Raw genomic sequence first — 22,812 nt, 5'->3', positions numbered from 1 at the left:
AATGACACGGTAAAGTACAGCAATGGCGCTTCAAAAGTTGTGCCAATTCTCCACAAGTCCACCGCGGTTTTGGGTGGCAAGGCGGAAAGGTGAACCATGGCACGGAAAGTGCAGATGATCTTGTTGGACGATATTGATGGATCTGAGGCGAAGCGGACCGTCACGTTCGCCGTTGATGGCAAGGGTTATGAAATTGACCTGAATGAGGCCAACCTGGACAAGTTGTCCGAGGCACTGGCCCCCTTTGTGGACAAGGCGCGCAGGACCACGGGGGCGCCGCGCCGCACCGCGGCCCGGCGTACAGGTTCCGGCGGAACCGACGCCTCGGCCGTGCGCACCTGGGCCCGGGAGCAGGGCCACGAGGTCTCTGACCGCGGTCGGGTGCCCAAGGAAATCCGGGATGCCTACGAGCAGGCCCACTGACAGGTTCGCCAAGGGTGAACGGCGGAACGCTGGTTCCTTGGTCAGCGTTGGTTAAGCTGTAGGAGCCGGGGTTCCGTCGTCACATGGCGAGACCCTGCAGGAGGGAAAAGGAAATGTTCGAACGGTTTACTGATCGCGCCCGCCGCGTCATCGTGCTTGCACAGGATGAGGCGAAGCTGCTGAACCACAACTACATCGGTACGGAGCACATCCTGCTCGGCCTCATCCATGAGGGCGAAGGGGTGGCTGCCAAGGCGCTCGAGTCGCTGGGCATCTCGCTGGAGGCAGTGCGCGAACAGGTGGAGGAGATCATCGGTCAGGGCCAACAGGTCCCCACCGGTCACATTCCGTTCACGCCGCGCGCCAAGCGAGTACTCGAGTTGTCGCTGCGCGAAGCGCTGCAAATGAACCACACCTACATCGGCACGGAGCACATCCTGCTGGGGCTCATCCGCGAGGGCGAGGGCGTTGCCGCTCAGGCACTCCTCAAGCTGGGCGCTGACCTCAATCGCGTGCGTGCCACCGTCATCCAGCTGCTGTCCGGCTACCAGGGCAAGGAGGCGTCGCTCTCGGGTGCCCCCGACAACGGCCCCGAGAAGTCCTCGTCGCAGGTGCTGGACCAGTTCGGCCGCAACCTGACGCAGGCTGCCCGCGAGAACCGACTGGACCCCGTGATCGGGCGCGTCAAGGAAATTGAGCGCGTCATGACGGTGCTCAGCCGCCGCACCAAGAACAACCCCGTGCTGATCGGTGAGCCCGGCGTCGGCAAGACGGCGGTCGTCGAGGGTCTCGCGCAGGCCATCGTCCGCGGTGACGTCCCGGAGACGCTCCGTGACAAGCAGATCTACACGCTGGACCTCGGCGCGCTCGTGGCCGGCTCCCGGTACCGCGGTGATTTCGAGGAGCGCCTGAAGAAGGTGCTGAAGGAGATCAAGACCCGCGGCGACATCATGCTGTTCATCGACGAGATCCACACCCTCGTCGGTGCCGGTGCCGCTGAGGGGGCCATCGACGCTGCCTCGATCCTGAAGCCCATGTTGGCCAGGGGTGAACTCCAGACCATCGGCGCCACGACGCTCGACGAGTACCGCAAGCACATCGAGAAGGATGCTGCGCTGGAGCGACGCTTCCAGCCCATCCAGGTGGCGGAGCCGTCCGTCAGCCACACCGTCGACATCCTCAAGGGGCTGCGCGACCGCTACGAGGCACACCACCGCATCACCATCACCGACGAGGCCCTCACGGCTGCGGCGACGATGGCTGCCCGCTACATCCAGGACCGGTTCCTGCCTGACAAGGCCATCGACCTGATCGACGAGGCCGGTGCACGGCTGCGCATTCAGCGGATGACCGCGCCGCCGGACCTCCGCGAGTTCGACGAGCAGATCGCCACCCTCAAGGTGGAGAAGGACGCGGCCATCGACGCCCAGGACTTCGAGAAGGCCGCAAGGGTTCGCGATGAAGTCCAGCGCCTCCAGGGTCAGCGCGCCGAGAAGGAGGAGGCCTGGAAGCAGGGCGACTCCGACATCCCGGCCGTGGTTGGCGAGGAGGAGATCGCCGTGGTGCTCTCGGGCACAACCGGCATCCCGGTGTTCAAGCTGACCGAGGAGGAGTCCGCGCGCCTGCTGCGCATGGAGGCCGAACTGGGCAAGCGCTACATCGGACAGGAGGACGCGGTGCACGCGCTGTCCCGCTCCATCCGTCGTACCCGCGCCGGCCTCAAGGACCCCAAGCGTCCCAGCGGTTCGTTCATCTTCGCCGGCCCGTCGGGCGTCGGGAAGACTGAGCTGACCAAGGCGCTCACGGAGTTCCTGTTCGGTGACGAGGATGCACTCATCACCCTCGACATGAGCGAATACTCCGAGAAGCACACGGCTTCCCGCATGTTTGGCTCGCCTCCCGGATACGTCGGCTACGAAGAGGGTGGTCAGCTCACCGAGAAGGTGCGCCGCAAGCCTTTCTCCGTGGTGTTGTTCGACGAAATCGAAAAGGCGCACCCTGACATCTTCAACTCGCTTCTCCAGATTCTGGACGAAGGACGTTTGACGGATGCCCAGGGCCGCGTGGTCGACTTCAAGAACACCGTCATCGTCATGACGACGAACCTGGGTTCCCGCGACATCAGCAAGAGCGTGAACCTTGGATTCTCCGCCGCGGGTGACGCAGCCTCCAGCTACGAGAAGATGAAGGCAAAGGTCTCCGATGAGCTGAAGCAGCACTTCCGCCCCGAGTTCCTGAACCGCGTGGACGAAGTGGTGGTCTTCCACCAGCTCACGCAGGAGGACATCGAGCGGATCGTGGTCCTCATGGTGGCCGAGATCGAGGGCCGTCTGCAGGACAGGGACATGGGTATCGAACTCACCGCTGCTGCCAAGGCACTCATCGCGAAGCGCGGCTACGACCCGGTCCTGGGTGCACGACCCCTGCGGCGTGCGCTCCAGCGCGACATCGAGGACACACTCGCCGAGAAGATCCTGTTCGGCGACCTGGCCCCCGGCCAGATCGTTCAGGTGGACGTCGCGGACGAGGGTTCGGAAGTCCCGTTCAAGTTCACGGGCGTCGCCAAGGGTGAGGTCCGTGACTTGGAGACGGTGATCACCGAGACCGACTGACCACGCTCACGCGAGTAGCCAGTGCGATGGCGCGTCCCCTTCGGGGGGCGCGCCATCGTCATTCCAGGCCGGGCGGGTGGCCCTGGAGACGCCACAGGATCACAACGACCAGCGAGAGCAACCCTGCTCCGAGGACGAACAAGGCCAGCGCCGCATTGAGGCGGCCGTCGGCCAGCAGGCCGTTGCCGCTCGTGAGCGTCCGGTGGTGGTGCGCGTAGCGATGGTTGCCCTTGAGGCCCAGGATGCCGGACAGGGCCAGTCCCGCGGCCATGGGCAGCAACGTCCACAAGCCCATGGGTGTGGCCAGGATGCGGCCGAAGATCAGCGATCCCACGGCGATCGACAACGCCGTGCGCTGCCACGCCAGAGCGCTGCGCTCCGGTTGCAGGCCGGGGTCGAACGGCCGGTTGCTCACTTGAAAAGGACCCCCAGGACCACCAGAACGCCTGTGAGGCCGACGGCGATGGCCACGGGTAGGGCCAGCGGTGCATTGGGCAGGGGTGTGTTCTCGCGCAGTGCACGCTCGTAGCGGCTCCAGCCGAGCCACGCCTGCAGCGCGGAGACGATCCCGGTGATCATGAGCATGAGGGAGGCGCTCAGCTGAAATGCCGGGTGCAGGCCCAACCCCAGTGCTTCCAGGGCCACACCGCCTGCCAGGAGGGCCAGGCCCGTGCGGATCCAGGCGAGAAAGGTGCGCTCGTTGGCCAGCGTGAACCGCGCATCGGGTTCGGTGCCGTGCGAGTAGACCGATTGGGGGAAGCGTTGTCTGGCCATCAAGTCCTTTCGGGGCTCGAACACACTGTAATGGGGACTGCACCGCGCGGCGTGCGCCAAGATGGACGCGTGTTGGGTGTCTTGCGTGGAGCTTTCGGGAGGGCGCTGAGCCCCGTTGCGCGGCTGCTGCTGCGGCTGGGGTTGAGTCCCTCCGCTGTGACAATCCTGGGAACGCTGGGGGTGGTGGGGTCGGCGCTTGCCCTCTTCCCGGGGGGCCACTGGGTGATGGGGACCGTGCTGGTGGGCGTGTTCCTGCTGTGCGACGGCCTCGACGGCACCATGGCGCGGGAGTCGGGGCGCCAGTCCCGTTTCGGCGCCTTCCTGGACTCGACCATGGACAGGCTGGCCGATGGGGCCGTGTTCGTCGCCATCGCGTGGGGGTGTGCGATCAGCGGTGACCGGGTGGGTGCGGGGCTGGCAGCGGCCGTCCTGGTGTTGGGGTTCGTGGTGTCCTACGCGAGGGCGCGTGCAGACGTGGAGGGCTGGGATGCCTCCGCCGGTGTCGTGGAGCGCACAGACCGCCTGGTGGTGTCACTCGCGGGCGTGCTGGCATTCGGTCTGGGGATGCCCGTGTGGGTGCTGTGGGTGTCGCTGGGTGTGGTCGCCCTCGGCAGCGCCGTCACGGTCCTGCAACGGGTGTCGGCGGCGCACCGTGCCAGCGCCATGGAATGATCGGGGTGCGGGTACCCGGGAACCTCAGGCGGGGGTCACCGCTCCGGAGACCAGCCGCACACGGACCTGAGGGGCTGTGGTCCTCTCGGCCGCGGTGAGGGTGGCACCCTGGCCGTCGGGCAGTCGGACGCCGATCTCCACCTCCCCGAGCGCGAACCCCTGGCTCGTCACGGGCAGGGGGACCCCGTCGTCGTGCAACTCGAGGCTGCGTGGACCGATCCCCAACACCTCATGGGCGCCGAGGCGGCCGACCCAGCCCAGCGCCGCGGCCTGGTCGTTGGTCAGGAACGCCGAGAAGCCCAGGAACCTGGCGACGTCACGGGAAGCAGGGTTGCGCCACAGGACGTCCGGTTCAGCGCGCTGCAGCAGGCGCCCGTGGTCCATCACGGCGACGGTGTCCGCGACGGTCGATGCCTCGTCCTGGTCATGGGTGACGTGGATGGCGGTGGTGCCCACCTCACGCAGGATGCGCGCCAGTTCGTCCGCGAGGTGCTCGCGGAGGGACCGGTCCAGCGCCGAGAGGGGTTCGTCGAGAAGCAGGGCGCGGGGTGAGGGCGCCAGCGAGCGTGCCAGTGCCACCCGCTGGGCCTGGCCGCCGGACAGTTCTGTCACCTTGCGGCCCTCGAAACCCTGCAGACCGACGAGGTGGAGCATCTCCCTGACACGCTCCTGCCGGCGATGACGGGGGAGTTTGCCGAGACCGTAGGCAATGTTGCGCCCCACGTCCATGGTGCTGAACAGTTGGGCGTCCTGGAACACGAAACCGAAGTTGCGGCGGTGCACCGGGGTGGTGCTGAGATCGATGCCATCCCACAGCACCTGGCCTGCGGCCAGGGGCTCGAGCCCTGCCAGCGCGCGCAGCAGCGACGACTTCCCCGAACCCGATGGGCCGAGCAGCGCCAGCACCGACCCCGGCTCCACGCTCAGGGTGACATCGTCGACGGCAACCAGATCCCCGTAGTGGATCGAGACGTTGCGCATCTGAAGGCCTGCCGATGCAGCTACCACGTGGAGACTCCCTTTCCTCGGGCCTGTTCCGCCGCGCCCATCACTATCGCGGTCACGCAGGCCAACAGCGCGGATGCGGCCAGCGCCATGCCGTAATTGTCGGGGCCGGGGCGCCCGAAGAGACGATAGATGACCACCGGCAGTGTGGGATTGTCGGGACGCGACAGGAACGAGGTGGCCCCGAACTCGCCGAGGGACGTTGCCAGGGCGAATCCCACGGCCAGGCCCAGGCCCCGCACGAGGTGTGGCAGCTCGATACGGCGCAGTACCTGCCAGCCACTGGAGCCCAGCGCACGGGCCGCCTCCAGCTGCCGGGGGTCGATGGCCCGCAGGGCGGGTAGCAGACTGCGCACCACCAGCGGCAGCGCCACCAGTGCCTGCGCGATCGGGATCAGCACCAGGCTGCTCCGCAGATCCAGGGGTCCTCGGTTGAGGGTGATGAGGTATCCGAAGCCGACGGTGACGGCGGACACGCCCAACGGCAGGAGGAACGCCCCCTCCAGAAGTGTCAGGGACAACCGCCCGCCGCGGTTGCGGGGTCGTCGCGACGCCACGAGGCTGACGAGCACACCCATGGTCACGGCGATGACGCAGGCCACAGCCGCGATCCAGGCGGAGTTCCACACGGCCTGCCAGACGGGGACGCTCAGCGCCCCGCTACTGCCGGTGGTGGCCAGGTTCGCGTAGTTCTGCAGCGTCCACTGCCCGTCGCGTCGGAGCGAGCGGATCACGAGGTTGGCCATGGGCAGCACCAGCAGCACCGAAACCACCAGCGTGGTGACGCTGAGCGCGAACCAGTCGCGAGCCGGGGACAACGGGTGCTCTGCGCTGTCGTCGACGTGCAGGCGCAGGGACTGCTGGGTGCGGCGCTGCAGGGCGGTGCTGGCCAGCAGGCTGCCGGAGACGATGACGAGTTGGGTGACGGACAGAGCAGCCGCGGCGCGCAGGTCCAGCAGTTGCGTGGTCTGGTACCAGATCTCCGTCTCCAACGTGGAGTACTTCACCCCGCCCAGCACCATGATGATCCCGAACGAGGTGGAACAGAACAGGAACACCAGCGACGCCCCCGCCGCGATGGCCGGGCCCAGGGCAGGCAGGGTGACCGTCCACAGTGTGCGCAGCGGGGACGCACCCAGCACCTGCGCTGCCTGCCCGAGGCGGGGGTCCAGGCGCGACCACACGGATCCGGTGGTCCGAACGATCACCGCCACGTTGAAGAAGCACAGCGCCAGCAGGATGGCGAGGTAGGACTCCTTCAACTGCAGGAACTCCAACAGCCCACCCGGATTGAACAGCGACCCGAACGCCACGGCCACCACCACAGTCGGCAGCACGAACGGCACGGCCACGATGGCCCGTAGCAGTCCCCGTCCGGGGAAGCGGCACCGGTGGAGTAGGTAGGCCACCGGCAGACCCAGCGCCACGCATGCCGCCGTGGCGAGCGTGGCCGTGTACAGCGTGAACCACAGGATGCGCCATGTCCTGGGCGCGGAGAACACCTCCGAGAAGCCTGCGAGAGTCCACGAGCCCCCGTCGTGGAACCCGCGCAGCACCAGGTTCGCCACCGGCACGAGGAAGAACACCGCCAGGAACAGGGCGGGGACAGCCCCGGCAACCACCCATGCGGCGCGTCCGGCCAGGGGGGCGCCGAGGCGTCGGATCAACCGATGACCTTCGCGGTCCAGTCCTTGGTCCACCTGTCCCGCCCCGCGCTGATCTCGTCGGGCTCGATGGTGAGGGACTGCTCCGACAGCGGAGCGAATTTCTCCCACTGGGCAGGCAGGGCGACGTCGGTCACCGGGTACATGTACATGGTCTCCGGAATGCTGGACTGGACGTCCTCGGAGAGCAGGAAGTCGATGAACTCCTGCGCCCCCTTCTGGTTCTGCGCACCCGCGATCACGCCGGCGTACTCCACCTGGCGGAAGCAGGTGCCGAGCAGAGCCACCGTTGTGGACTCGGACCCATCCTCGGTGACCGTGTAGGCCGGTGAGGTGGCGTAGGACACCACCAGCGGGCGGGGGCCCTTGCCGTCGGCGCCCGAGAACTCGGTGTAGTAGGCGTCTGACCAGCCCTGGACCACCTTCACACCGTTGTCGACGAGCTGTCCCCAGTAGTCGAGGTAGCCGTCGTCGCCCTTGGCGGAGATCGTGGCGAGGAGGAAGGACAGGCCCGGCGACGACGACGCAGGGTTGGTCACCACGAGAAGGTCCTTGTACTCGGGCTTGACGAGGTCCTCCAGCGTGGTGGGCACGGCGATGCCCTCCTTAGCGAACCACTGGCTGTCAGCGTTGAGGCAGACGTCCCCGAAGTCGATGGGGGTCAGGTCCGGGGTGTCGAACTGCTTCGATGTGGCGGGGAGGGCGGGGGAGTCGTAGTCGGTGATGATGCCCTCATCCACGGCGCGGCCGGAGAACGAGTTGTCGATGCCGAAGACGACGTCGCCCATGGGTGCATCCTTCGTGAGGATCAGCTGGTTGACCAGGGCCCCGCCGTCGCCGGGCGCCACATAGGTGACATCCAGTCCGGACTCCTTCGCGAACTTCGCCTTGAGCTCATCGGGTAGTGCGAATGAATCGTGCGTCACCACGGTCAGCTTCGTGGATGAGGTGATGGTGGCCGACCCCTCGGAGCCCGCCGTGGGTGTGCTGGAGCTCGCCGGTTGCGAGCAGGCGCCGAGCGCCGCCGCCACTGCCGCAGCCGCGAGCAGTGAGGTGAGTTTTCTGGTGAACATGGTTGTTGCCTCCCGTCGCCGGGTCCAGCAAAAGCTGGAGAGAATTCTCACTCCCTACGCCGGTGCGAACCGGATCAGGTATGAGGGTCTGCGGATGTCCGCACTCTCAGCGCCCCTTGTTGGCGCTCCCCTGTGTGTGGTCCAACCCTACACCGCGACGGTCGGTGCCCCCGCACTGCGGCGGGTGCCCCGTCCTCCACGAGGCGCATCCGCGTCCTTTCGTGGCCGCCGGGCCCCAGCGGCGGGACTGGCGGGCTCACAGCCCCACTGAGGATGTCAGCCGGCGGTGTCGGGACGGGAGTAGGCGGCCTCGGTGATGCGCAGCAGCGCGTCCCGCGTGAAGCGTGCCCTGGCCGCTCCGATGCCGTCGATCCCGAGGAGGTCGCTGACGGAGGCGCCGAACAGTTCCTGGAGCTCGAAACGGTCCACCAGCTTCGTCACGAGCGCCTGGGGGAGCCGCCCGACGTCGGTGAGCAGGCGGACACCGCGGGTCTTCAGCGGCGTCTCCAGGTAGACCTGCGGTCCGAACCCCATCCTGTCCGCGACCAGTTGCGCACTGAGTAACTCGTCGGGGGAAAAGTTGCGGAGGTTGTTGAGGGTGAAGGTATCGGGATCGGACAGGGCGTGGGCATAGTCGGCCACCAGAAGGTCCGCGAGGCCCTCGATGGAGGCAACGAGTTCTGCGTGTTGCAGGGCGATGAGGCGACCCTCGACCCCCAGCGTGTCCACGTGGAACTGCGTCTCGGCTGACAGGCGTCGCGTCATCTCGTAGCGGTGCGCCACCTGCACGAGGTCGCGGATGGTGACCTGCTCGCTGACCTCCAACGAGTTGAACTGGCCGATGACGTTGTCGAGGCGTGCCACGAAGCTGGCCAGGGTGGCGATGGTCTGGTTGGCGCGGCTGATCATCTGCGAGGACGTCTCCAGGACGTGGCGTTTGCCGTCCAGGAACAGGGAGATGGTGGACATCGAGGATGAGACAGTCGCCACGGGCACCGCGGCGGCCTGTGCGGTCTGGTCTGCGCTGCGGTGGCGCGTGCCCGTCTCGGCGGACGGATAGTCCCCGGAGGGTACGAGGTGGACACCGGCTGCGACGATGCGGCTGAGGTCCGTGGACAACACGATGGCGCCGTCCATCTTGGCGAGCTCACGCAGCGACTGGGGGGTGTATTCCACGTCCAGGTGGAAACCGCCGGAGCTCAGCTGCGCCACCTTGGCGTTGTGGCCCAGCACCACGAGTGCACCCGTCCTGCCGTGGAGGATCCGATCCAGCCCTTCGCGCAGCGGCGTGCCGGGTGCCAACAGCCGCTGGTACTGGCGCAATCTGGCTCGTGGCACGGAACTCCTACTGACTGGTGCTGGCTGTTCGGCGCAAGTCTAGAACCCCCAGGGCGTCAGCAAGGGATCCCACCTCCACCACCCGCAGCCCGGCGAGCCGTGGCACCTTCACGGTGACGTCGCGGGAACCGGTGGGGACGATGGCCAGTTCGAACCCGAGCCGTGCGGCCTCCGCCAGCCGGCGTTCAACACCGGGTACGCGACGAAGATCGCCGGCCAGACCCACCTCGCCGAGGGCCAGGAGCCGCTGCGGGTGGTTCCGGTCCAGTGCGGCGGAGGCGACGGCGATGGCGGTGGCAAGGTCCACTGACGGGTCGGTGACGCGCGCACCACCCACGGTGGAGACGTAGACGTCGCGCTGTGACAGCGGCAGCCGTGCCTTGCGTTCCAGCACGGCCAGCACCATGGCGATGCGGGAGGAGTCCAGCCCGTGCGTGGTTCTCTTGGGTGAGGACTGGTTGGGGGAGGGGGCCACCAGGGCCTGCACCTCCGCCAGGAGGGGACGGCGTCCCTCGAGTGTCACGGTGACGCACGTGCCCGGCACTGGCTCGGAGTGGGTGGTGGTGAACAGGCCGGACGGGTCCGTGACCTCGACGATGCCGGTCTCGCTCATCTCGAAGCAGCCCACCTCGTCGGCAGGCCCGAAACGGTTCTTGGTGGCGCGCACCATGCGGAAGCCGGAGTGCCGGTCGCCCTCGAAGCTGAGGACGACGTCCACGAGGTGCTCCATGGTGCGGGGGCCGGCGATGGACCCGTCCTTCGTGACGTGGCCGACGATGAGGACCGCCATGTTGCGTCGCTTCGCCACCCGGCCCAGGGCTGCCGTCACCTCCCGCACCTGCGAGGGGCCGCCGGGTGCGCCGTCGCCCTCGGCCGTGGCGATGGTCTGCACCGAGTCGATGATCAGCAGGCTGGGGGACACCTCCTCCACGTGCCCGAGCACGGTGCCCAGGTCGTTCTCGGAGGCGAGATACAGGTCATCGTGCATGGCGCCGGTGCGCTCGGCGCGCAGCTTGACCTGCGACGCGGACTCCTCGCCGGAAATGTAGAGCGTGGTCTCGCCGGTGCCTGCCCACTTCGCGGCGACGTCGATGAGAAGCGTGGACTTCCCGACGCCGGGTTCACCTGCCAGCAGCACCACGGCTCCGGGCACCAGGCCACCGCCGAGTACCCTGTCCAGTTCCCCGATGCCGGTGCGCTTGCGCTGCGCGGTATCGGTGGCCACGTCGCTGATCCGCTGCGCGCTGGCGGTGGGGGCGCTGGAGGCCACCTGCTTCAGCTTGGGTGCGCCGCGCTCGGCGACGGTGCCCCATGCCTGGCACTCACCGCACCGGCCCACCCACCGCACCGACGTCCAGCCGCACTCGCTGCACTGGTAGGTGTCCTGTTTGCTAGCCATGCGCCCAGCCTAGGCAGTGGCACCGACAGGAAACGGGGCGCGCCTCACGGCGACGCCCCGCAACAATGTTCCCGGTCAGATCGTGACCCGCCCCCGGCTGGTGTCGAAGGTGACGGTGTTGATACCCGGAACGCCGTTGGGTGACAGCAACCGGAGCTGGACGCCGTCGAGGTTGTCGACCACTTCGTGGCCGAGCCATTCCGACAGTCGCTCGGAGGAACCCGAGATCTCCACCTCGGCCAGCTTCACGTCGCCGGACAGGGCACCGGGGCGCAGCGCCTCGTCGGACTTCCATTCCAGGAAATAGGGCAGCTGCGGGTCCGCCATGAGGCCACGGATCCCGATCTGCGTCCATTCGAGCTTGCGGCCGTCGGGGAAGTGCCGGGAGCCCGGGACTGCGGCGCGTTCGAGGCGGGCCTCGTAGGGTGCGAGGTCGTCGACGCTCACCACCCATCCCAGCCAGCCGCCTCCCATTTCGGAGCGTGCACGGACCGCCTGCCCGAAGGCAGCCTTCTCCGCAGCGGGGTGGTCGAGAACCTCGACGACCTCGATGTAGCGCTCGTCAGCGAGCGGAATGATGTGGTTACGGGTACCGAAACGGGGGTGGAAGCCGCCGTCCTTGTACTCCGTGCCCAGTTGGGTTGCGAGCCGTTCGGCGTCAGCCTTGAGACCGTCTGGACCTGTCGCGAAAATCATGTGGTCGACATGCATGCCATCATTCTGCCCGTCCTGCTCCGGTTCCCCCAATCGGGACCCACTGGGAGCGGGGCCGCGCGCTAGTGTTGAGCTGTGCAGGTCTCCAAAGTGCTGTTGTCAACCACCTCGGTGTACCCGGAGTCAACGGCGAGCGCCTTTGAACTGGCGTCATCGCTGGGCTACGACGGCGTCGAACTCATGGTGGGCGTCGACCCCCTGACGATGGATGAGGAAGCGGTCGCCAAGCTCAGCGAGTACCACGGCGTCCAGGTCCACTCCGTCCACGCGCCGTGCCTGCTCGTCAGCCAGAACACGTGGGGATCCGACCCGTGGGAAAAGCTTGAGCGTTCCGCCCGTGCCGCCAAGAGACTGGGCGCCGACGTGGTGGTCGTGCATCCCCCGTTCCGGTGGCAGCGGGAATACGGTGAGGGCTTCGTCGACGGCATCCGCCGACTCAACCGTGAGTCGGGTGTGATGTTTGCCGTCGAGAACATGTTTCCGTGGCGCACACCGGCGGGCAGTTTTCAGGCGTACCTGCCCGACTGGGACCCCACCGACCTGCCCTACGAGCACCTGACGCTCGACCTGAGTCACGCCTCGACGTCCCGGCTGAAGTCCCGGGATCTGGTGCGCGCCTGGGGTGATCGTCTGGCGCACATCCACCTCACCGATGGCGGTGGATCATTCAAGGACGAGCACCTGATGCCGGGCGAGGGTGACCAGGAGGCATGGAAGCTGGTCGAGGACCTGGGGACCAACGGCTTCGGCGGCCACATTGTCCTCGAGGTCTCCACCCGTCGGGCACGGACGAGACATGAGCGCCAGGAGATGCTCGCCAATGCGCTGGCCTCCACGCGAGCGATGCTGAGCAAGGGTGTGAAGGGCTGACGTGCGGCGTTCCGGGAACGTGGTGACCAGACTCGTCTCGTCCCGTCCGCTCAAGAAGGCGGCGCGGGAATCGGAGAGCGTGCGTGAACTGGCGCAGCAGTGGTTCGCCGGTGAACTCATCACCGACGCCGTCTTCCTGGCGGAGAAACTGCGACGTCAGGGGTTGTCCCTCAGCTTCCACCACCTTCCCGCCCACGGTGATGAACTCGCCACCGTCACCCAACTCCCTTCCCTCCTGCGTGCGCTGGGGAGCGGCGCCGAGGGTGTGGAACTGTCGATCAAGCCGTCGACGATGGGTCTGCGGGTCTCCGCGGACCTGGCGCGGGAGAACCTGTCGAGCGTGTGTGCAGCCGCCGACGAGCACGACGCGTTCGTGACCCTGGAGATGCAGAGACCTGAGGAGTACGCCGCGACGCTGGAGTTGTTTCGTGCCGTGAGGGCGGATCGTCCCCACTTGGGCGTGACGATCCCCGTGAACGTGCGGCGCGCCGAGGCCGACTGCCAGGATCTGGCGGCGGAGGGGGCACGTGTCCGGGTGTGCGTGGGGTCCTATGCGGTGCCCCGTGCGCTGGCAGTCCGCGGTGAACACGCCAAGGCGCGGGCGCTGGTGCGGTGTCTCAGGGTTCTCATGGAGTCCCACGCCCATCCCATGCTTGCCACGCACGACCCCCGGGTCATCGCCATCGCCCAGGACCTGGCGCAGCGCAACAACAAGGGCCGGGACGACTTCGAGTTCCAGATGATGCTCGGCGTCAGGCCCCTGGAGCAGCGTCGTCTCGTCGACATCGGATTCCGGGCGCGCACCTACATTCCTTTCGGTCCCGCCTGGTACGAGTACCTGGCCACCCGGATCGCCGCCCGGCCGCGGACGCTGCTGAGCTACGGCCGCGCACTGCTGGACAAGCGCTGATGGAGACCTTGACGGCCCCCGTGACGCGGCAGTTGCGGGTGGAGATGCTGGTGGTACTGGGCATCTCGCTGGGGCAGTCGGCCGTGTATTCGCTGCTGTCGCTCATCAACAAGCTGACGCTGCCGGTGGCGCTCAACCAGCAGACCACGAGCATGAACACGAGCGCGACGCCGGATCGCCCGTGGCTCGACCTCGCCTATCAGGTGGCGGGGCTGGTGTTCCCGCTGATGCCGGTCGTCCTGGTGCTCTACCTCCTGTGGGCGTTGCACCGCCCCGAGGGTGGCCCGTTCCGCGCCATGGGGTTCACCCTGGAGCAACCCGCCAAGGACCTGGGCTGGGGGTTCGCCACCTTCGCCGGCATCGGTGTGGCCGGGCTTGCCTTCTACTTCGCCGCCCGGGAACTGGGCATCAACACCTCCATCTCCGCCGCCAACCTCACCGCCGCGTGGTGGACCATCCCCGTCCTGGTGCTGAGGGCCGTGATGAACGGCATCCTCGAAGAGGTCGTCATGCTCGGCTACCTCTTCACCAGGTGGCGGCAGAGCGGTGGCGGCGTCGTGGCCGTCCTGCTGGGCAGCGCGCTGATCCGTGGCGGCTACCACCTCTATCAGGGATTCGGCGGCTTCATCGGCAACGCCGTCATGGGTGTGCTGTTCGGATGGGTGTACCTGAAGACGAAACGGGTCATGCCGCTCGTCATCTGCCACGCACTCCTCGACATCTTCGCCTTCGTCGGCTACGCCCTGCTCAAGCCCTACATCGCCTGGCTCTGAACCACTCCTTCGTCACTTCGCGCAGGCGCCGTGGGCGCCCAATGGTCCTTTGCTCCCCACGACCGTAGAATCCTTGACCATGCGTGTTGGAGTGTTTGGAGCCACCGGTCAGGTGGGCGAGGTCATGCGTCGGTTGCTCATGGAGCGCGACTACCCGGTCGAGGAGATGCGGTACTTCGCATCCTCCCGGTCGGCGGGTCGGGTGCTGCCCTGGCAGGGTCGGGAGATCACCGTGGAGGATGCCGCAACGGCGGACTTCGCGGGGCTCGACGTGGCGCTGTTCTCGGCTGGCGGTGCGACGTCCAGGGAGGTCGCACCCAGGGTTGCCGAGTCCGGTGCGATCGTGGTGGACAACTCGTCGGCCTGGCGCATGGACGACAGGGTGCCGCTCATCGTTGCCGAGGTGAACCCGGACGACGTGGCGCTCGCCGAGATCGGCATCATCGCCAACCCGAACTGCACCACGATGGCGGCCATGCCCGCCGTCAAGGCGCTGCATGACGCGGCGGGACTGGCCGCCATGCAGATCACCACCTTCCAGGCGGTCTCGGGCTCCGGTGTCGCAGGGGTCAGCACCCTGAAGAACCAGCTCGCCGAGATCGACGATCCGTCCCGCCTCGCGACGGACGGTTCAGTGTTCGCTCCGCAGGACCTCGGTCCCTACGTGGCCCCCATCGCCTACAACGTGCTGCCGCTGGCTGGCGCCCTCGTGGACGACGACGAGGGCGAGACCGACGAGGAGAAGAAGCTCCGCAACGAGTCCCGCAAGATCCTGCACCTCCCGATGCTGAGGGTGGCGGGTACGTGCGTGCGCGTGCCCGTGTTCAGCGGGCACAGCCTCAGCATCCACGCCCAGTTCGACCGTCCCATCACGGCGGCCGAGGCGCGGGACGCCCTCGCTGTGGCGCCGGGCGTCGAACTCATGGACGTGCCCACGCCCCTGCATGCCGCAGGCCGGGACGCCTCGTTCGTGGGCCGCATCCGCCAGGACCAGTCCATCGAGGGCGGTCGGGGGCTGGTGTTGTTCCTCAGCAACGACAACCTCCGCAAGGGCGCGGCGCTGAACACCATCCAAATCGCAGAACTGCTGGTCCGATGAGTGGCGACCTGAACATCGACCGCCACGGAGCAGGTCACAGGGGCGGGCCAGGGCTGGCCGTCGTCGGTGCCGGCGCGATGGGGGAGGCGCTCCTGGCTGGCTGGCTGAAGTCCGGCTGGGAGGCCTCCGACATCGTCATCGTTGACGCCCACGCCCCCCGCGTGGCAGAACTGGAGCAGCGCCACGGTGTGCGTGGCGTGGAGCTGGCGGAGGCCGCTGCCGCGGACACCCTCGTCCTGGCCGTCAAACCCCACCAGATGTCGTCAGTCCTGGAATCCCTGTCCGGTGCGCTGCGCCCCGAGTCGCTGGTGGTGAGCATCGCCGCCGGCGTCACCCTCGACCAGTTGGCCGCGGGCCTGCCGCACGGGCAGGGGATCATTCGGGTCATGCCCAACACCCCCGCGCTCGTGGGGCAGGGCATGGCCGGCATCGCCCCTGGGGCGCAAGCCACCGAGATGCAGTGCGACAGCGTCATCGAGCTCTTCCGCGCGGTCGGCAAGGCCATCGTCGTGGACGAATCCTCGCTGCACGCGCTCACGGGCCTGTCAGGCTCCGGTCCGGCGTACCTCTTCTACATCGCCGAAGCCATGATCGAGGCTGGCGTCCACCAGGGCCTCTCACGCCCGCAGGCCACGGAACTGGTCCACCAGACCTTCCTGGGCGCCGGAACGATGCTCGAGGGCTCCGGGGAGTCCGCCACGGTCCTTCGGGAACGCGTCACGTCACCGGGTGGCACCACGGCCGCGGCCCTGCGCGCCATGGACGATCACGGAGTCCGCTCGGGCATGCTCGCGGCCGTCGAAGCGTGCGTCCAGCGCAGCCGCGACATGTCTCGCTGAGGCGACGATTGGTCGGGGGCCCGGCCACCGGGTTACCATGGGGAGTCGCCCGAGCCGGTGGTCCGCAGGACCGCGCCGGCGAGGGCAAACGTCAAAGATACCGAAAGGCACGAAGTGGGCTCTGTCATCAAGAAGCGACGCAAGCGAATGGCGAAGAAGAAGCATCGCAAGCTGCTGAAGAAGACCCGTATCCAGCGTCGTCGCGCCGGCAAGTAAGTTGTCCCTGCCCTCACGGGTCCTGCTCCTCACCCGCGTCAATTGCACTTTGTGTGATGAGGCAGCCAGTGTGGTCGCCCGGACCTGCGAGGATGCAGGAGTGGGATGGCGTGCCATCGACGTCGATACCGACGAGTGCCTGCGCGCCGCCTACACCGACCATGTTCCCGTGGTGTTCACCGATGGTGAACTCCACGGGTACTGGTTTGTTGATGCCGATAAGTTGAAGCAAGCGCTCGTTGACCGTCCAGCCCGTCCCATGGGGGACGACTGGCGGCCGGCGGAGCACCACCTTTGAGCTGGGGGACCTCTTTTCCGTGACTGAGTCCGAGGAAGCGTTGCTCGCCGAAACCGACGGCGCCGTCGGTTCCCTGACCGTTGTGGGCGCAGGCCCCGGCGACCCTGAACTGATGGCACTCTCCGGAGCCAAGGCGATATCCCGCGCTGATCTGGTGGTTGTCGACTCCGACGACGCCGTCGGCATCATCGCGGCCCTGGGGATAGACAGCCACGCCCAGGTGGTGGTGGCTGCGAAGGATCAGTACCGGCAGTTGGTGACCGCCATCGACGAGGGACGCCATGTGGTTCGCGTCACGGCCGATGACCACCTTCTCAACGGTTTCCATGCCAACTCTCTGCCCAGAGTCCTCGAGACGCACCGGAACCGGACGCATGTGGTGCCGGGCATCAGCCGGTGGGACTGCGCCCTGAACTTCGGCGCCGTGGCGCCCACGGCGTCACTGGCCATGCTGGATGCCAGCCTCCAGGTGCCCGACAAGGACGAGTGGCCCACGGCAGGCACCACCATCATCTGGACCACCGCGCGACTCCTGAAGGATGTCGCCGCCCAGGGGGCCCGACTCCACGGGGTGGCAGGGCAGGTCCTGGAGATCACGCGACTTGGTTCCACCTCGCAGGTCAGCCGCCTCGTGACGTGGGGCGAACTGGATGCACGCGACGTCGACCCCCACATCGAGTACTACCTGGTCACCGGCCCCGGCATCGTTGATGGTGCCCGCGGTCGCCTCGACTGGTTCGGCACCAAGCCGCTCTTCGACTGGAGCGTGCTGATCCCGCGCACCAAGGACGACTTCGACGACCTCATCGAACAGCTGTCCCGCTACGGCGCCAGCAGCGAAGTGGTCGCCACACTCTCGATCGAGCCACCCAGGACCGAGCAGGGCATGGAGAAGGCGATCCGTGGGCTCGTGGACGGTCGCTACCTGTGGATCATCTTCACCTCGCCGCACGCGGTGGAGGCCATCATCGAACGCCTTGCGGAGTACGGGCTGGACTCCCGCGCGCTGTCCGGCATCCTCATCGCAGCAGTGGGTCGCGGCTCCGTGGAGGCGCTTGGCCGCCACGGGCTCAAGGCGGACCTGGTGCCGGTGGGCGACAACACTGCCGGCGGCCTTGCCGTGGAGTTCCCGGCGCACGACATCCTCATCGACCCGCTCGACAGGGTGCTGGTCCCGAGCGCCGACGTCTCGGTGACCGCGCTCCTCGAGGGGCTGGGCAGGCTCGGCTGGGAGGCCGAGGAGGTCACGGCCTACCGCACCGTCCGGGCCGCACCGCCGCCCGCCGAGCTGCGCGAACGCATCAAGGACGGCATGTTCGACGCCGTCGTCTTCACGTCGTCCACGGCGGTGCGGAACATGATTGGCATCGCCGGGAAACCCCATGCGGCCTCGGTGGTTGCCGCCATCGGCCCCGCCACGGCGGCCGCCTGCGAGATGCACGGTTTGCGGGTGGACGTGGTGGCCGAGGCCCCCACCTTCGAATCCGTCGCGGAAGGGCTCGCGCGTTTCGCTGACCGCCGCAAGGCGGAGCGGTCCGAGCAGGGGCTCCCGGAGGCCAAGCCGTCGGAGCGCAAGCGCCGCAAGCGTCGCAAGGCCCCTGTCGACGGCGCATAGGCTTGCCCCACACGCTGACCAAGGAGCAATGCATGGCTGAGGAAACCCGCATCGTGCACGTGATGCGTCACGGGCAGGTCCAGAACCCCGACGGCGTGCTCTACGGCCGCCTGGACGGTTTCGGGTTGTCCGAGCTCGGACACGAGATGGCGGCCCTGCTTTCCACGCGGTGGGCCGGGGTTCCCCTCACCCACCTGCGGTGCTCGCCGCTGCAGCGCGCACGGGAGACCATGGCTCCCACGGCGGCGCTCTTCCCTGAGCTCGAGGTGGTGACCGACGAGCGTGTCATCGAGGCCGAGAACGTCTTCGAGGGAAAAGTGTTTGGTGCCAGCAACAAGGCGCTGCGCGACCCCCGCATGCTGCGCCACGTGCTCAACCCGCTCCGCCCCAGCTGGGGGGAGCCCTACGTCGACATCGCCGCCCGCATGCGTGCGGCAATCACCGATGCGGCCGAGGCTGCCGGACCGGGCGGGCAGGCGCTCATCGTGTCCCACCAATTGCCCATCTGGATCGCCCGCAGCGACGCGGAGGGTCTGCGCTTCGCTCACGACCCGCGTCGTCGCCGCTGCACACTTGCCTCCGTGACGTCATTCACGCTCAGGGAGGGCCGCATCACCGCCATCGAGTACGAGGAGCCCGCCAAGGACCTGCTGCCCAGCACCTCGCGGCGCAAGTTCAAGGTCGGCACGTGACCCGGTGGCCCGTCGCGGCACTCGCCGCGGTGCTGTGCCTCGTGAGCGCCTGCAGCGGCACGGGCGGCGGCACCGGCCCGGACGGATCTGTCGGCTTCGAGGGCGGTGACGGCTCCATCCTGGTCCTCCCGCCTGACGAGCGGCAGGTGGCGCCCGAACTGTCGGGGGAGACCCTGGAGGGCGACCCCCTGTCCACGGCCGACTACGCCGGCAAGGTGATGGTGCTGAACGTGTGGGGCTCCTGGTGCGCGCCGTGCCGCGCCGAGGCCCCCGCTCTGGTGGCTGCGGCGGAGCAGATGCCCGAGGTCCAGTTCATCGGCATCAACACGCGCGACAACGACCCAGCTCCGGCGCAGGCCTTCGTCCGTGCCTTCGGCGTGGAGTACCCCAACCTGTACGACCGGGACGGCTCGCTGCTGCTCGGCTTCGGACAGGTGCCACCCAAGGCCATCCCCAGCACGCTCGTCATCGACGAACAGGGGCGGGTCGCGGCCCGGATCCTCGGTGAGTTGAGCACGTCCACGCTGGTGGGCGTGGTCGAAGATGTGACCGCGAAAAAATGATTCTGCTCGAGGGCTGGATCAGCCAGGCGCTGGGTTCGTCGTTGTTGCTGGCCGTGCCGGTGGCGGTGCTGGCCGGCGTCGTGTCCTTCGCGTCGCCCTGCGTTTTGCCGCTTCTGCCCGGCTACCTCTCCTACGCATCGGGCCTGGGTGCTGCGCAGATCAGCGACGGTACCGGCAACCGGCGTGCCCTGGTGCTGGGCACCGTCGGGTTCGTGCTCGGTTTCGCCGCCGTGTTCGTCCTCACGGGAGCCCTCTTCGGCGGCCTGGGTGCTCTGCTGCTGGAACACCAACGCCTCATCACCGTGGTGGCGGGCATCATCATCATCGTGCTGGGCGCCGGTTTCGTCGGGTGGCTGCCGCTGCCCCCGCAGGTCCGGTTGTCGATGATGCCCAGGATGGGTGTGGCCGCGTCGCCGCTCCTGGGGATCGCGTTCGGGCTGGGCTGGACCCCCTGTATCGGTCCCACGCTGTCGGTGGTGCTGACGTTGGCCCTCTCCGAGGGGTCCGCCGTCAAGGGCGCCACCCTCGCCTTCTTCTACGCCCTGGGTCTCGGGCTGCCGTTCCTGGCGTTCGCCGTCGCCTTCACGCGGCTGAGCCCCCACCTGGGGTGGCTCATGCGGCACCAGCGGGCGATGCAGGTGGCCGGTGGAGTACTGCTTCTGGTGGTCGGCCTCGCCATGGTGACGGGGCTGTGGGACGGTGCCATGGCGCAGCTGCGCAACTGGGTGTCCTCGTTCGGGACGATCCTGTGAGCCCCCGGACAGGGGGCAGTGCCCCGGCCATGCGCACCGGAGAGTTCGTGCGCTGGTGCTGGACGCAACTGACCAGCATGCGCACCGCGCTCGTGATGCTGTTCATGCTGGCGCTGGCTGCCGTTCCCGGATCGATGATTCCGCAGGAGACCATCTCGCCCGTCGAGGTGGCCGACTTCAAGGCCGCCAACCCCGTCCTGGATGCTGTCTTCACGCCGCTCGGCATGTACAGCGTCTACACCTCGGTGTGGTTCTCCGCCATCTACCTGCTGCTGTTCATGTCGCTCGTGGGCTGCATCCTGCCGCGGATCGCGCTGTACTGGCGCACGTTGCGCAAACCTCCCCCCACGCTGCCGTCACGCCCCGACCGGTTGCCCGTCAATCGCAGGACCACCGTCGGCGGCACCGCCGAGGAGGCCCTCACCCGGGCGGAGACGTGGCTGCACGGCAAGCGCTACCGGACGCGGCGCGTCGCCGAAGGTGTGAGCGCGGAACGCGGGTATTCCCGTGAAGCCGGCAACCTGGTCTTCCACAGCGGCCTCGTGGTGCTGCTGTTCGGGCTCGCCTGGTCCAACCTGTTGGGCTTCCACGGCAGTGCCGTGGTGGTGGAGGGCAAATCCTTCAGCAACGTCATCACGCAATACGACGAGTTCACCGCGGGCGGATGGAAGAACAGCGACTCCCTGGAACCGTTCACCCTGAAAGTCGACGCCTTCCACACCAAGTTTGAGACGGGTGAGGTGCAGCGCGGCGCGGCGCGCCGCTTCGACGCGGACGTCACGTTCACAGACGACGGTGAAACCACCACGGACCTCATCCAGGTGAACACGCCGTTGATCACCAACGGTGGCACCCAGATCAACCTGCTGGGCCATGGTTACGCGCCGCTCATCACCATCACCGACGGCAACGGGGACGTGGCGTTCTCGGGGCCGGTGGTGTTCCTGCCGCAGGACGGGAACTTCTCCTCCGTCGGGGTGATCAATGCGCCGGACGCCCGGCCACAGCGGCTCGCGTTCGAGGGGTTCTTCTTCCCCACGGCCGTCCTCGACGACAAGGGTCCCCGCTCGGTGTTCCCCGACGCCGCCAACCCGGAATTGTTCCTCAACGCCTGGTCCGGTCCGCCGGCCAAGGAGACGGGGATTCCCCAGAGCATCTACTCGCTCGACACCACGGGCCTCTCACCCGTTCCCGGCGACGACGGTGAGGTGCTGCGCATGCGGCTCACACCCAACACCGGGCTGGCGCTGCCGAATGGCCTCGGCACCGTCACGTTCGACGGTTGGTCCAGGTGGGTGAAGCTCCAGGTGAGCCAGACACCCGGCAACACCCTGACACTGATTGCGCTCATGGTGGCGGTGGCCGGGTTGTGCGTCAGCCTGTTCGTCAGGCCGCGCCGGCTCTTCGTCCGGATCGACGGCGATGGGGCGGTTGTCGGCGGCCTTGACCGCACCGATGCGGCCACCGGCCTCGACGAGGAGGTGGCCCATCTGGCGGCCGCGGTCGCCGATGAGGAGCCGGACGCGGGCGACACTGTTGGGGACCCTGCGGGGCACGCGGCACAATGGGGGATGTCCGATCCCGCCGACCCGAAGGGAACAGGTGCATGACCGCATCCGCCTTGTCAGACCTGTCGATGGTGGCGGCGGCGGTGGGCTATCTCATCGCCTTCTTCCTCCACAGCCTTGAGTGGTCCGCCGCACGGGGACTCGCCCCCGTGCGTCCGCAGGACGGCTCCGAGGATGTGGCGCGCATCCGCGTGGACCTCTTCGGGCGCCTGGCCGTCGGCGTGACGGTGGTGGCGTTCCTGGTGCATGCGTTCGCGGTGGTCACCCGCGGGATCGCGGCAGGCCGCGCACCCTGGGGCAACATGTACGAGTTCGTGTCGGCGTCCGTGATGTTCGCAGTCCTGGCCTACCTCGTGGTGGTCTGGAAGCTGGGGGCCCGCTGGCTGGGCATCGGCGTCACACTGCTGGCGGCCGTGGGCCTCGGCGGTGCCGTCACGGTGTTCTACGTCGACGTCGCCCCGCTGGTACCGGCCCTGCACTCCGTCTGGTTCGTCATCCACATCGTGGCGGCCGCCATATCCGGCGCCGCCTTCAACCTCGGTGCCGTCGCCTCCGCCCTCTACCTCTTGCGCCGGCGCGCGGAGGCGGACGGACCGGTTGTCAGCGGCTACCTCGCGAAGGTTCCCCACTCCACCAAACTCGACCTGTTTGCCTACCGGCTGCACGCCTTCGCGTTCCCGCTCTGGACCTTCACCATCGCGGCGGGTGCCGTCTGGGCGCAGTACGCGTGGGGCCGTTTCTGGAACTGGGATCCCAAGGAGACGTGGTCCTTCGTGACCTGGGTGATCTACGCCGCCTACCTGCACGCCCGCGCCACAGCCGGCTGGAAGGGAACCCCAGCGGCCATCATCGCCATCGTGGGTGTCGTGTCCTTCTGGTTCAACTTCGTGGGCGTGAACCTGTTGTTCAGTGGCCTGCACTCCTACGCCGGGATCTGATGGGG

At 67.7% G+C, this 22,812-nt stretch carries 24 protein-coding genes and 1 riboswitch; of the genes, 16 read left to right on the top strand and 8 right to left on the bottom strand.

Translation table 11 applies throughout. The annotated features are described in order from the left end of the window. Positions 1–96: 96 nt before the first annotated feature. The gene (locus tag EAX62_RS00275; RefSeq protein WP_121899704.1) at positions 97–423 is read left to right on the top strand and encodes a histone-like nucleoid-structuring protein Lsr2; all 327 of its coding nucleotides are present in this window, start codon (positions 97–99) and stop codon (positions 421–423) included. A gap of 113 nt (positions 424–536) precedes the next feature. Then, positions 537–3,035, top strand: a complete 2,499-nt coding sequence (locus EAX62_RS00270; protein ID WP_121899703.1) for an ATP-dependent Clp protease ATP-binding subunit — start codon at positions 537–539, stop codon at positions 3,033–3,035. A gap of 58 nt (positions 3,036–3,093) precedes the next feature. On the opposite strand, the gene EAX62_RS00265 is transcribed toward EAX62_RS00270, so the two are convergent. Continuing rightward, positions 3,094–3,450, bottom strand: coding sequence for a DUF202 domain-containing protein (locus EAX62_RS00265; RefSeq protein ID WP_121899702.1), 357 nt, complete (start codon positions 3,448–3,450; stop codon positions 3,094–3,096). Next, a complete protein-coding gene (locus EAX62_RS00260) occupies positions 3,447–3,809 on the bottom strand; it encodes a YidH family protein (RefSeq protein WP_121899701.1) in 363 nt (120 codons plus the stop codon). Before EAX62_RS00260 ends, EAX62_RS00265 begins: the two co-directional genes overlap by 4 nt. A 69-nt stretch (positions 3,810–3,878) precedes the next feature. On the opposite strand from EAX62_RS00260, the gene pgsA reads away from it, so the two are divergent. Beyond that, positions 3,879–4,481, top strand: a complete 603-nt coding sequence (gene pgsA / locus EAX62_RS00255) for a phosphatidylinositol phosphate synthase (RefSeq protein WP_199711044.1) — start codon at positions 3,879–3,881, stop codon at positions 4,479–4,481. A gap of 24 nt (positions 4,482–4,505) precedes the next feature. On the opposite strand, the gene EAX62_RS00250 is transcribed toward pgsA, so the two are convergent. The 6 genes from EAX62_RS00250 to EAX62_RS00225 all read right to left on the bottom strand — a co-directional run bounded on the left by EAX62_RS00250 (position 4,506) and on the right by EAX62_RS00225 (position 11,671). Beyond that, positions 4,506–5,489 (bottom strand): ABC transporter ATP-binding protein, encoded by a 984-nt coding sequence (locus EAX62_RS00250; protein ID WP_199711043.1) that lies wholly within the window; start codon positions 5,487–5,489, stop codon positions 4,506–4,508. Then, positions 5,483–7,186 carry an ABC transporter permease gene (locus EAX62_RS00245; protein ID WP_233557744.1) on the bottom strand — a complete coding sequence of 568 codons (1,704 nt, stop codon included), beginning with the start codon at positions 7,184–7,186 and terminating at the stop codon, positions 5,483–5,485. The genes EAX62_RS00250 and EAX62_RS00245 overlap by 7 nt, the downstream gene beginning before the upstream one ends. Beyond that, positions 7,150–8,223 (bottom strand): thiamine ABC transporter substrate-binding protein, encoded by a 1,074-nt coding sequence (locus tag EAX62_RS00240; RefSeq protein WP_121899697.1) that lies wholly within the window; start codon positions 8,221–8,223, stop codon positions 7,150–7,152. The genes EAX62_RS00245 and EAX62_RS00240 overlap by 37 nt, the downstream gene beginning before the upstream one ends. 34 nt (positions 8,224–8,257) lie before the next feature. After that, a riboswitch (TPP riboswitch) is annotated at positions 8,258–8,365 on the bottom strand. Between the two features lie 134 nt (positions 8,366–8,499). Beyond that, a complete protein-coding gene (gene disA / locus EAX62_RS00235; protein ID WP_121899696.1) occupies positions 8,500–9,561 on the bottom strand; it encodes a DNA integrity scanning diadenylate cyclase DisA in 1,062 nt (353 codons plus the stop codon). 7 nt (positions 9,562–9,568) lie between these two features. Beyond that, positions 9,569–10,960, bottom strand: a complete 1,392-nt coding sequence (radA, locus tag EAX62_RS00230) for a DNA repair protein RadA (RefSeq protein ID WP_121899695.1) — start codon at positions 10,958–10,960, stop codon at positions 9,569–9,571. A gap of 75 nt (positions 10,961–11,035) precedes the next feature. Further along, positions 11,036–11,671 carry a VOC family protein gene (locus tag EAX62_RS00225; protein ID WP_121899694.1) on the bottom strand — a complete coding sequence of 212 codons (636 nt, stop codon included), beginning with the start codon at positions 11,669–11,671 and terminating at the stop codon, positions 11,036–11,038. 78 nt (positions 11,672–11,749) lie between these two features. Here EAX62_RS00225 and EAX62_RS00220 point away from each other — a divergent pair, with 78 nt between their 5' ends. The 13 genes from EAX62_RS00220 to ccsB all read left to right on the top strand — a co-directional run bounded on the left by EAX62_RS00220 (position 11,750) and on the right by ccsB (position 22,807). Next, entirely contained in the window at positions 11,750–12,544 is a 795-nt protein-coding gene (locus EAX62_RS00220) for a sugar phosphate isomerase/epimerase family protein (RefSeq protein ID WP_233557743.1), read from the top strand. 22 nt (positions 12,545–12,566) lie between these two features. Further along, entirely contained in the window at positions 12,567–13,454 is an 888-nt protein-coding gene (locus EAX62_RS00215; RefSeq protein ID WP_147453952.1) for a proline dehydrogenase family protein, read from the top strand. Continuing rightward, a complete protein-coding gene (locus EAX62_RS00210) occupies positions 13,454–14,227 on the top strand; it encodes a CPBP family intramembrane glutamic endopeptidase (protein WP_121899692.1) in 774 nt (257 codons plus the stop codon). The genes EAX62_RS00215 and EAX62_RS00210 overlap by 1 nt, the downstream gene beginning before the upstream one ends. 79 nt (positions 14,228–14,306) lie before the next feature. Further along, positions 14,307–15,326 carry an aspartate-semialdehyde dehydrogenase gene (locus EAX62_RS00205; RefSeq protein WP_121899691.1) on the top strand — a complete coding sequence of 340 codons (1,020 nt, stop codon included), beginning with the start codon at positions 14,307–14,309 and terminating at the stop codon, positions 15,324–15,326. Next, positions 15,323–16,165, top strand: coding sequence for a pyrroline-5-carboxylate reductase (gene proC / locus EAX62_RS00200; RefSeq protein WP_121899690.1), 843 nt, complete (start codon positions 15,323–15,325; stop codon positions 16,163–16,165). The genes EAX62_RS00205 and proC overlap by 4 nt, the downstream gene beginning before the upstream one ends. A gap of 114 nt (positions 16,166–16,279) precedes the next feature. Further along, positions 16,280–16,381 carry a 30S ribosomal protein bS22 gene (locus EAX62_RS00195; RefSeq protein ID WP_002550589.1) on the top strand — a complete coding sequence of 34 codons (102 nt, stop codon included), beginning with the start codon at positions 16,280–16,282 and terminating at the stop codon, positions 16,379–16,381. Position 16,382: 1 nt separating this feature from the next. After that, entirely contained in the window at positions 16,383–16,679 is a 297-nt protein-coding gene (locus tag EAX62_RS00190) for a glutaredoxin family protein (protein ID WP_121899689.1), read from the top strand. A 19-nt stretch (positions 16,680–16,698) separates the two neighbouring features. Next, on the top strand, positions 16,699–18,294 hold the full coding sequence (locus EAX62_RS00185; protein WP_147453951.1) for a bifunctional uroporphyrinogen-III C-methyltransferase/uroporphyrinogen-III synthase: 1,596 nt from the start codon (positions 16,699–16,701) through the stop codon (positions 18,292–18,294). Between the two features lie 32 nt (positions 18,295–18,326). Continuing rightward, positions 18,327–18,986, top strand: coding sequence for a histidine phosphatase family protein (locus EAX62_RS00180; RefSeq protein ID WP_121899687.1), 660 nt, complete (start codon positions 18,327–18,329; stop codon positions 18,984–18,986). Next, positions 18,983–19,549, top strand: coding sequence for a TlpA family protein disulfide reductase (locus tag EAX62_RS00175; protein WP_199711041.1), 567 nt, complete (start codon positions 18,983–18,985; stop codon positions 19,547–19,549). Before EAX62_RS00180 ends, EAX62_RS00175 begins: the two co-directional genes overlap by 4 nt. Then, positions 19,546–20,301 (top strand): cytochrome c biogenesis CcdA family protein, encoded by a 756-nt coding sequence (locus EAX62_RS00170; RefSeq protein ID WP_121899686.1) that lies wholly within the window; start codon positions 19,546–19,548, stop codon positions 20,299–20,301. The genes EAX62_RS00175 and EAX62_RS00170 overlap by 4 nt, the downstream gene beginning before the upstream one ends. Continuing rightward, positions 20,271–21,911: a cytochrome c biogenesis protein ResB gene (resB, locus tag EAX62_RS00165; RefSeq protein ID WP_407703301.1), complete on the top strand. Its 1,641-nt coding sequence runs from the start codon at positions 20,271–20,273 to the stop codon at positions 21,909–21,911. Before EAX62_RS00170 ends, resB begins: the two co-directional genes overlap by 31 nt. After that, the gene (ccsB, locus tag EAX62_RS00160) at positions 21,908–22,807 is read left to right on the top strand and encodes a c-type cytochrome biogenesis protein CcsB (protein ID WP_121899685.1); all 900 of its coding nucleotides are present in this window, start codon (positions 21,908–21,910) and stop codon (positions 22,805–22,807) included. Before resB ends, ccsB begins: the two co-directional genes overlap by 4 nt. The last annotated feature ends 5 nt before the right edge of the window (positions 22,808–22,812 follow it).

It is taken from the genome of Tessaracoccus antarcticus, assembly GCF_003688855.1.
Lineage (GTDB): Bacteria > Actinomycetota > Actinomycetes > Propionibacteriales > Propionibacteriaceae > Arachnia > Arachnia antarctica.
This window is presented reverse-complemented; position numbering and strand designations above follow the sequence as displayed.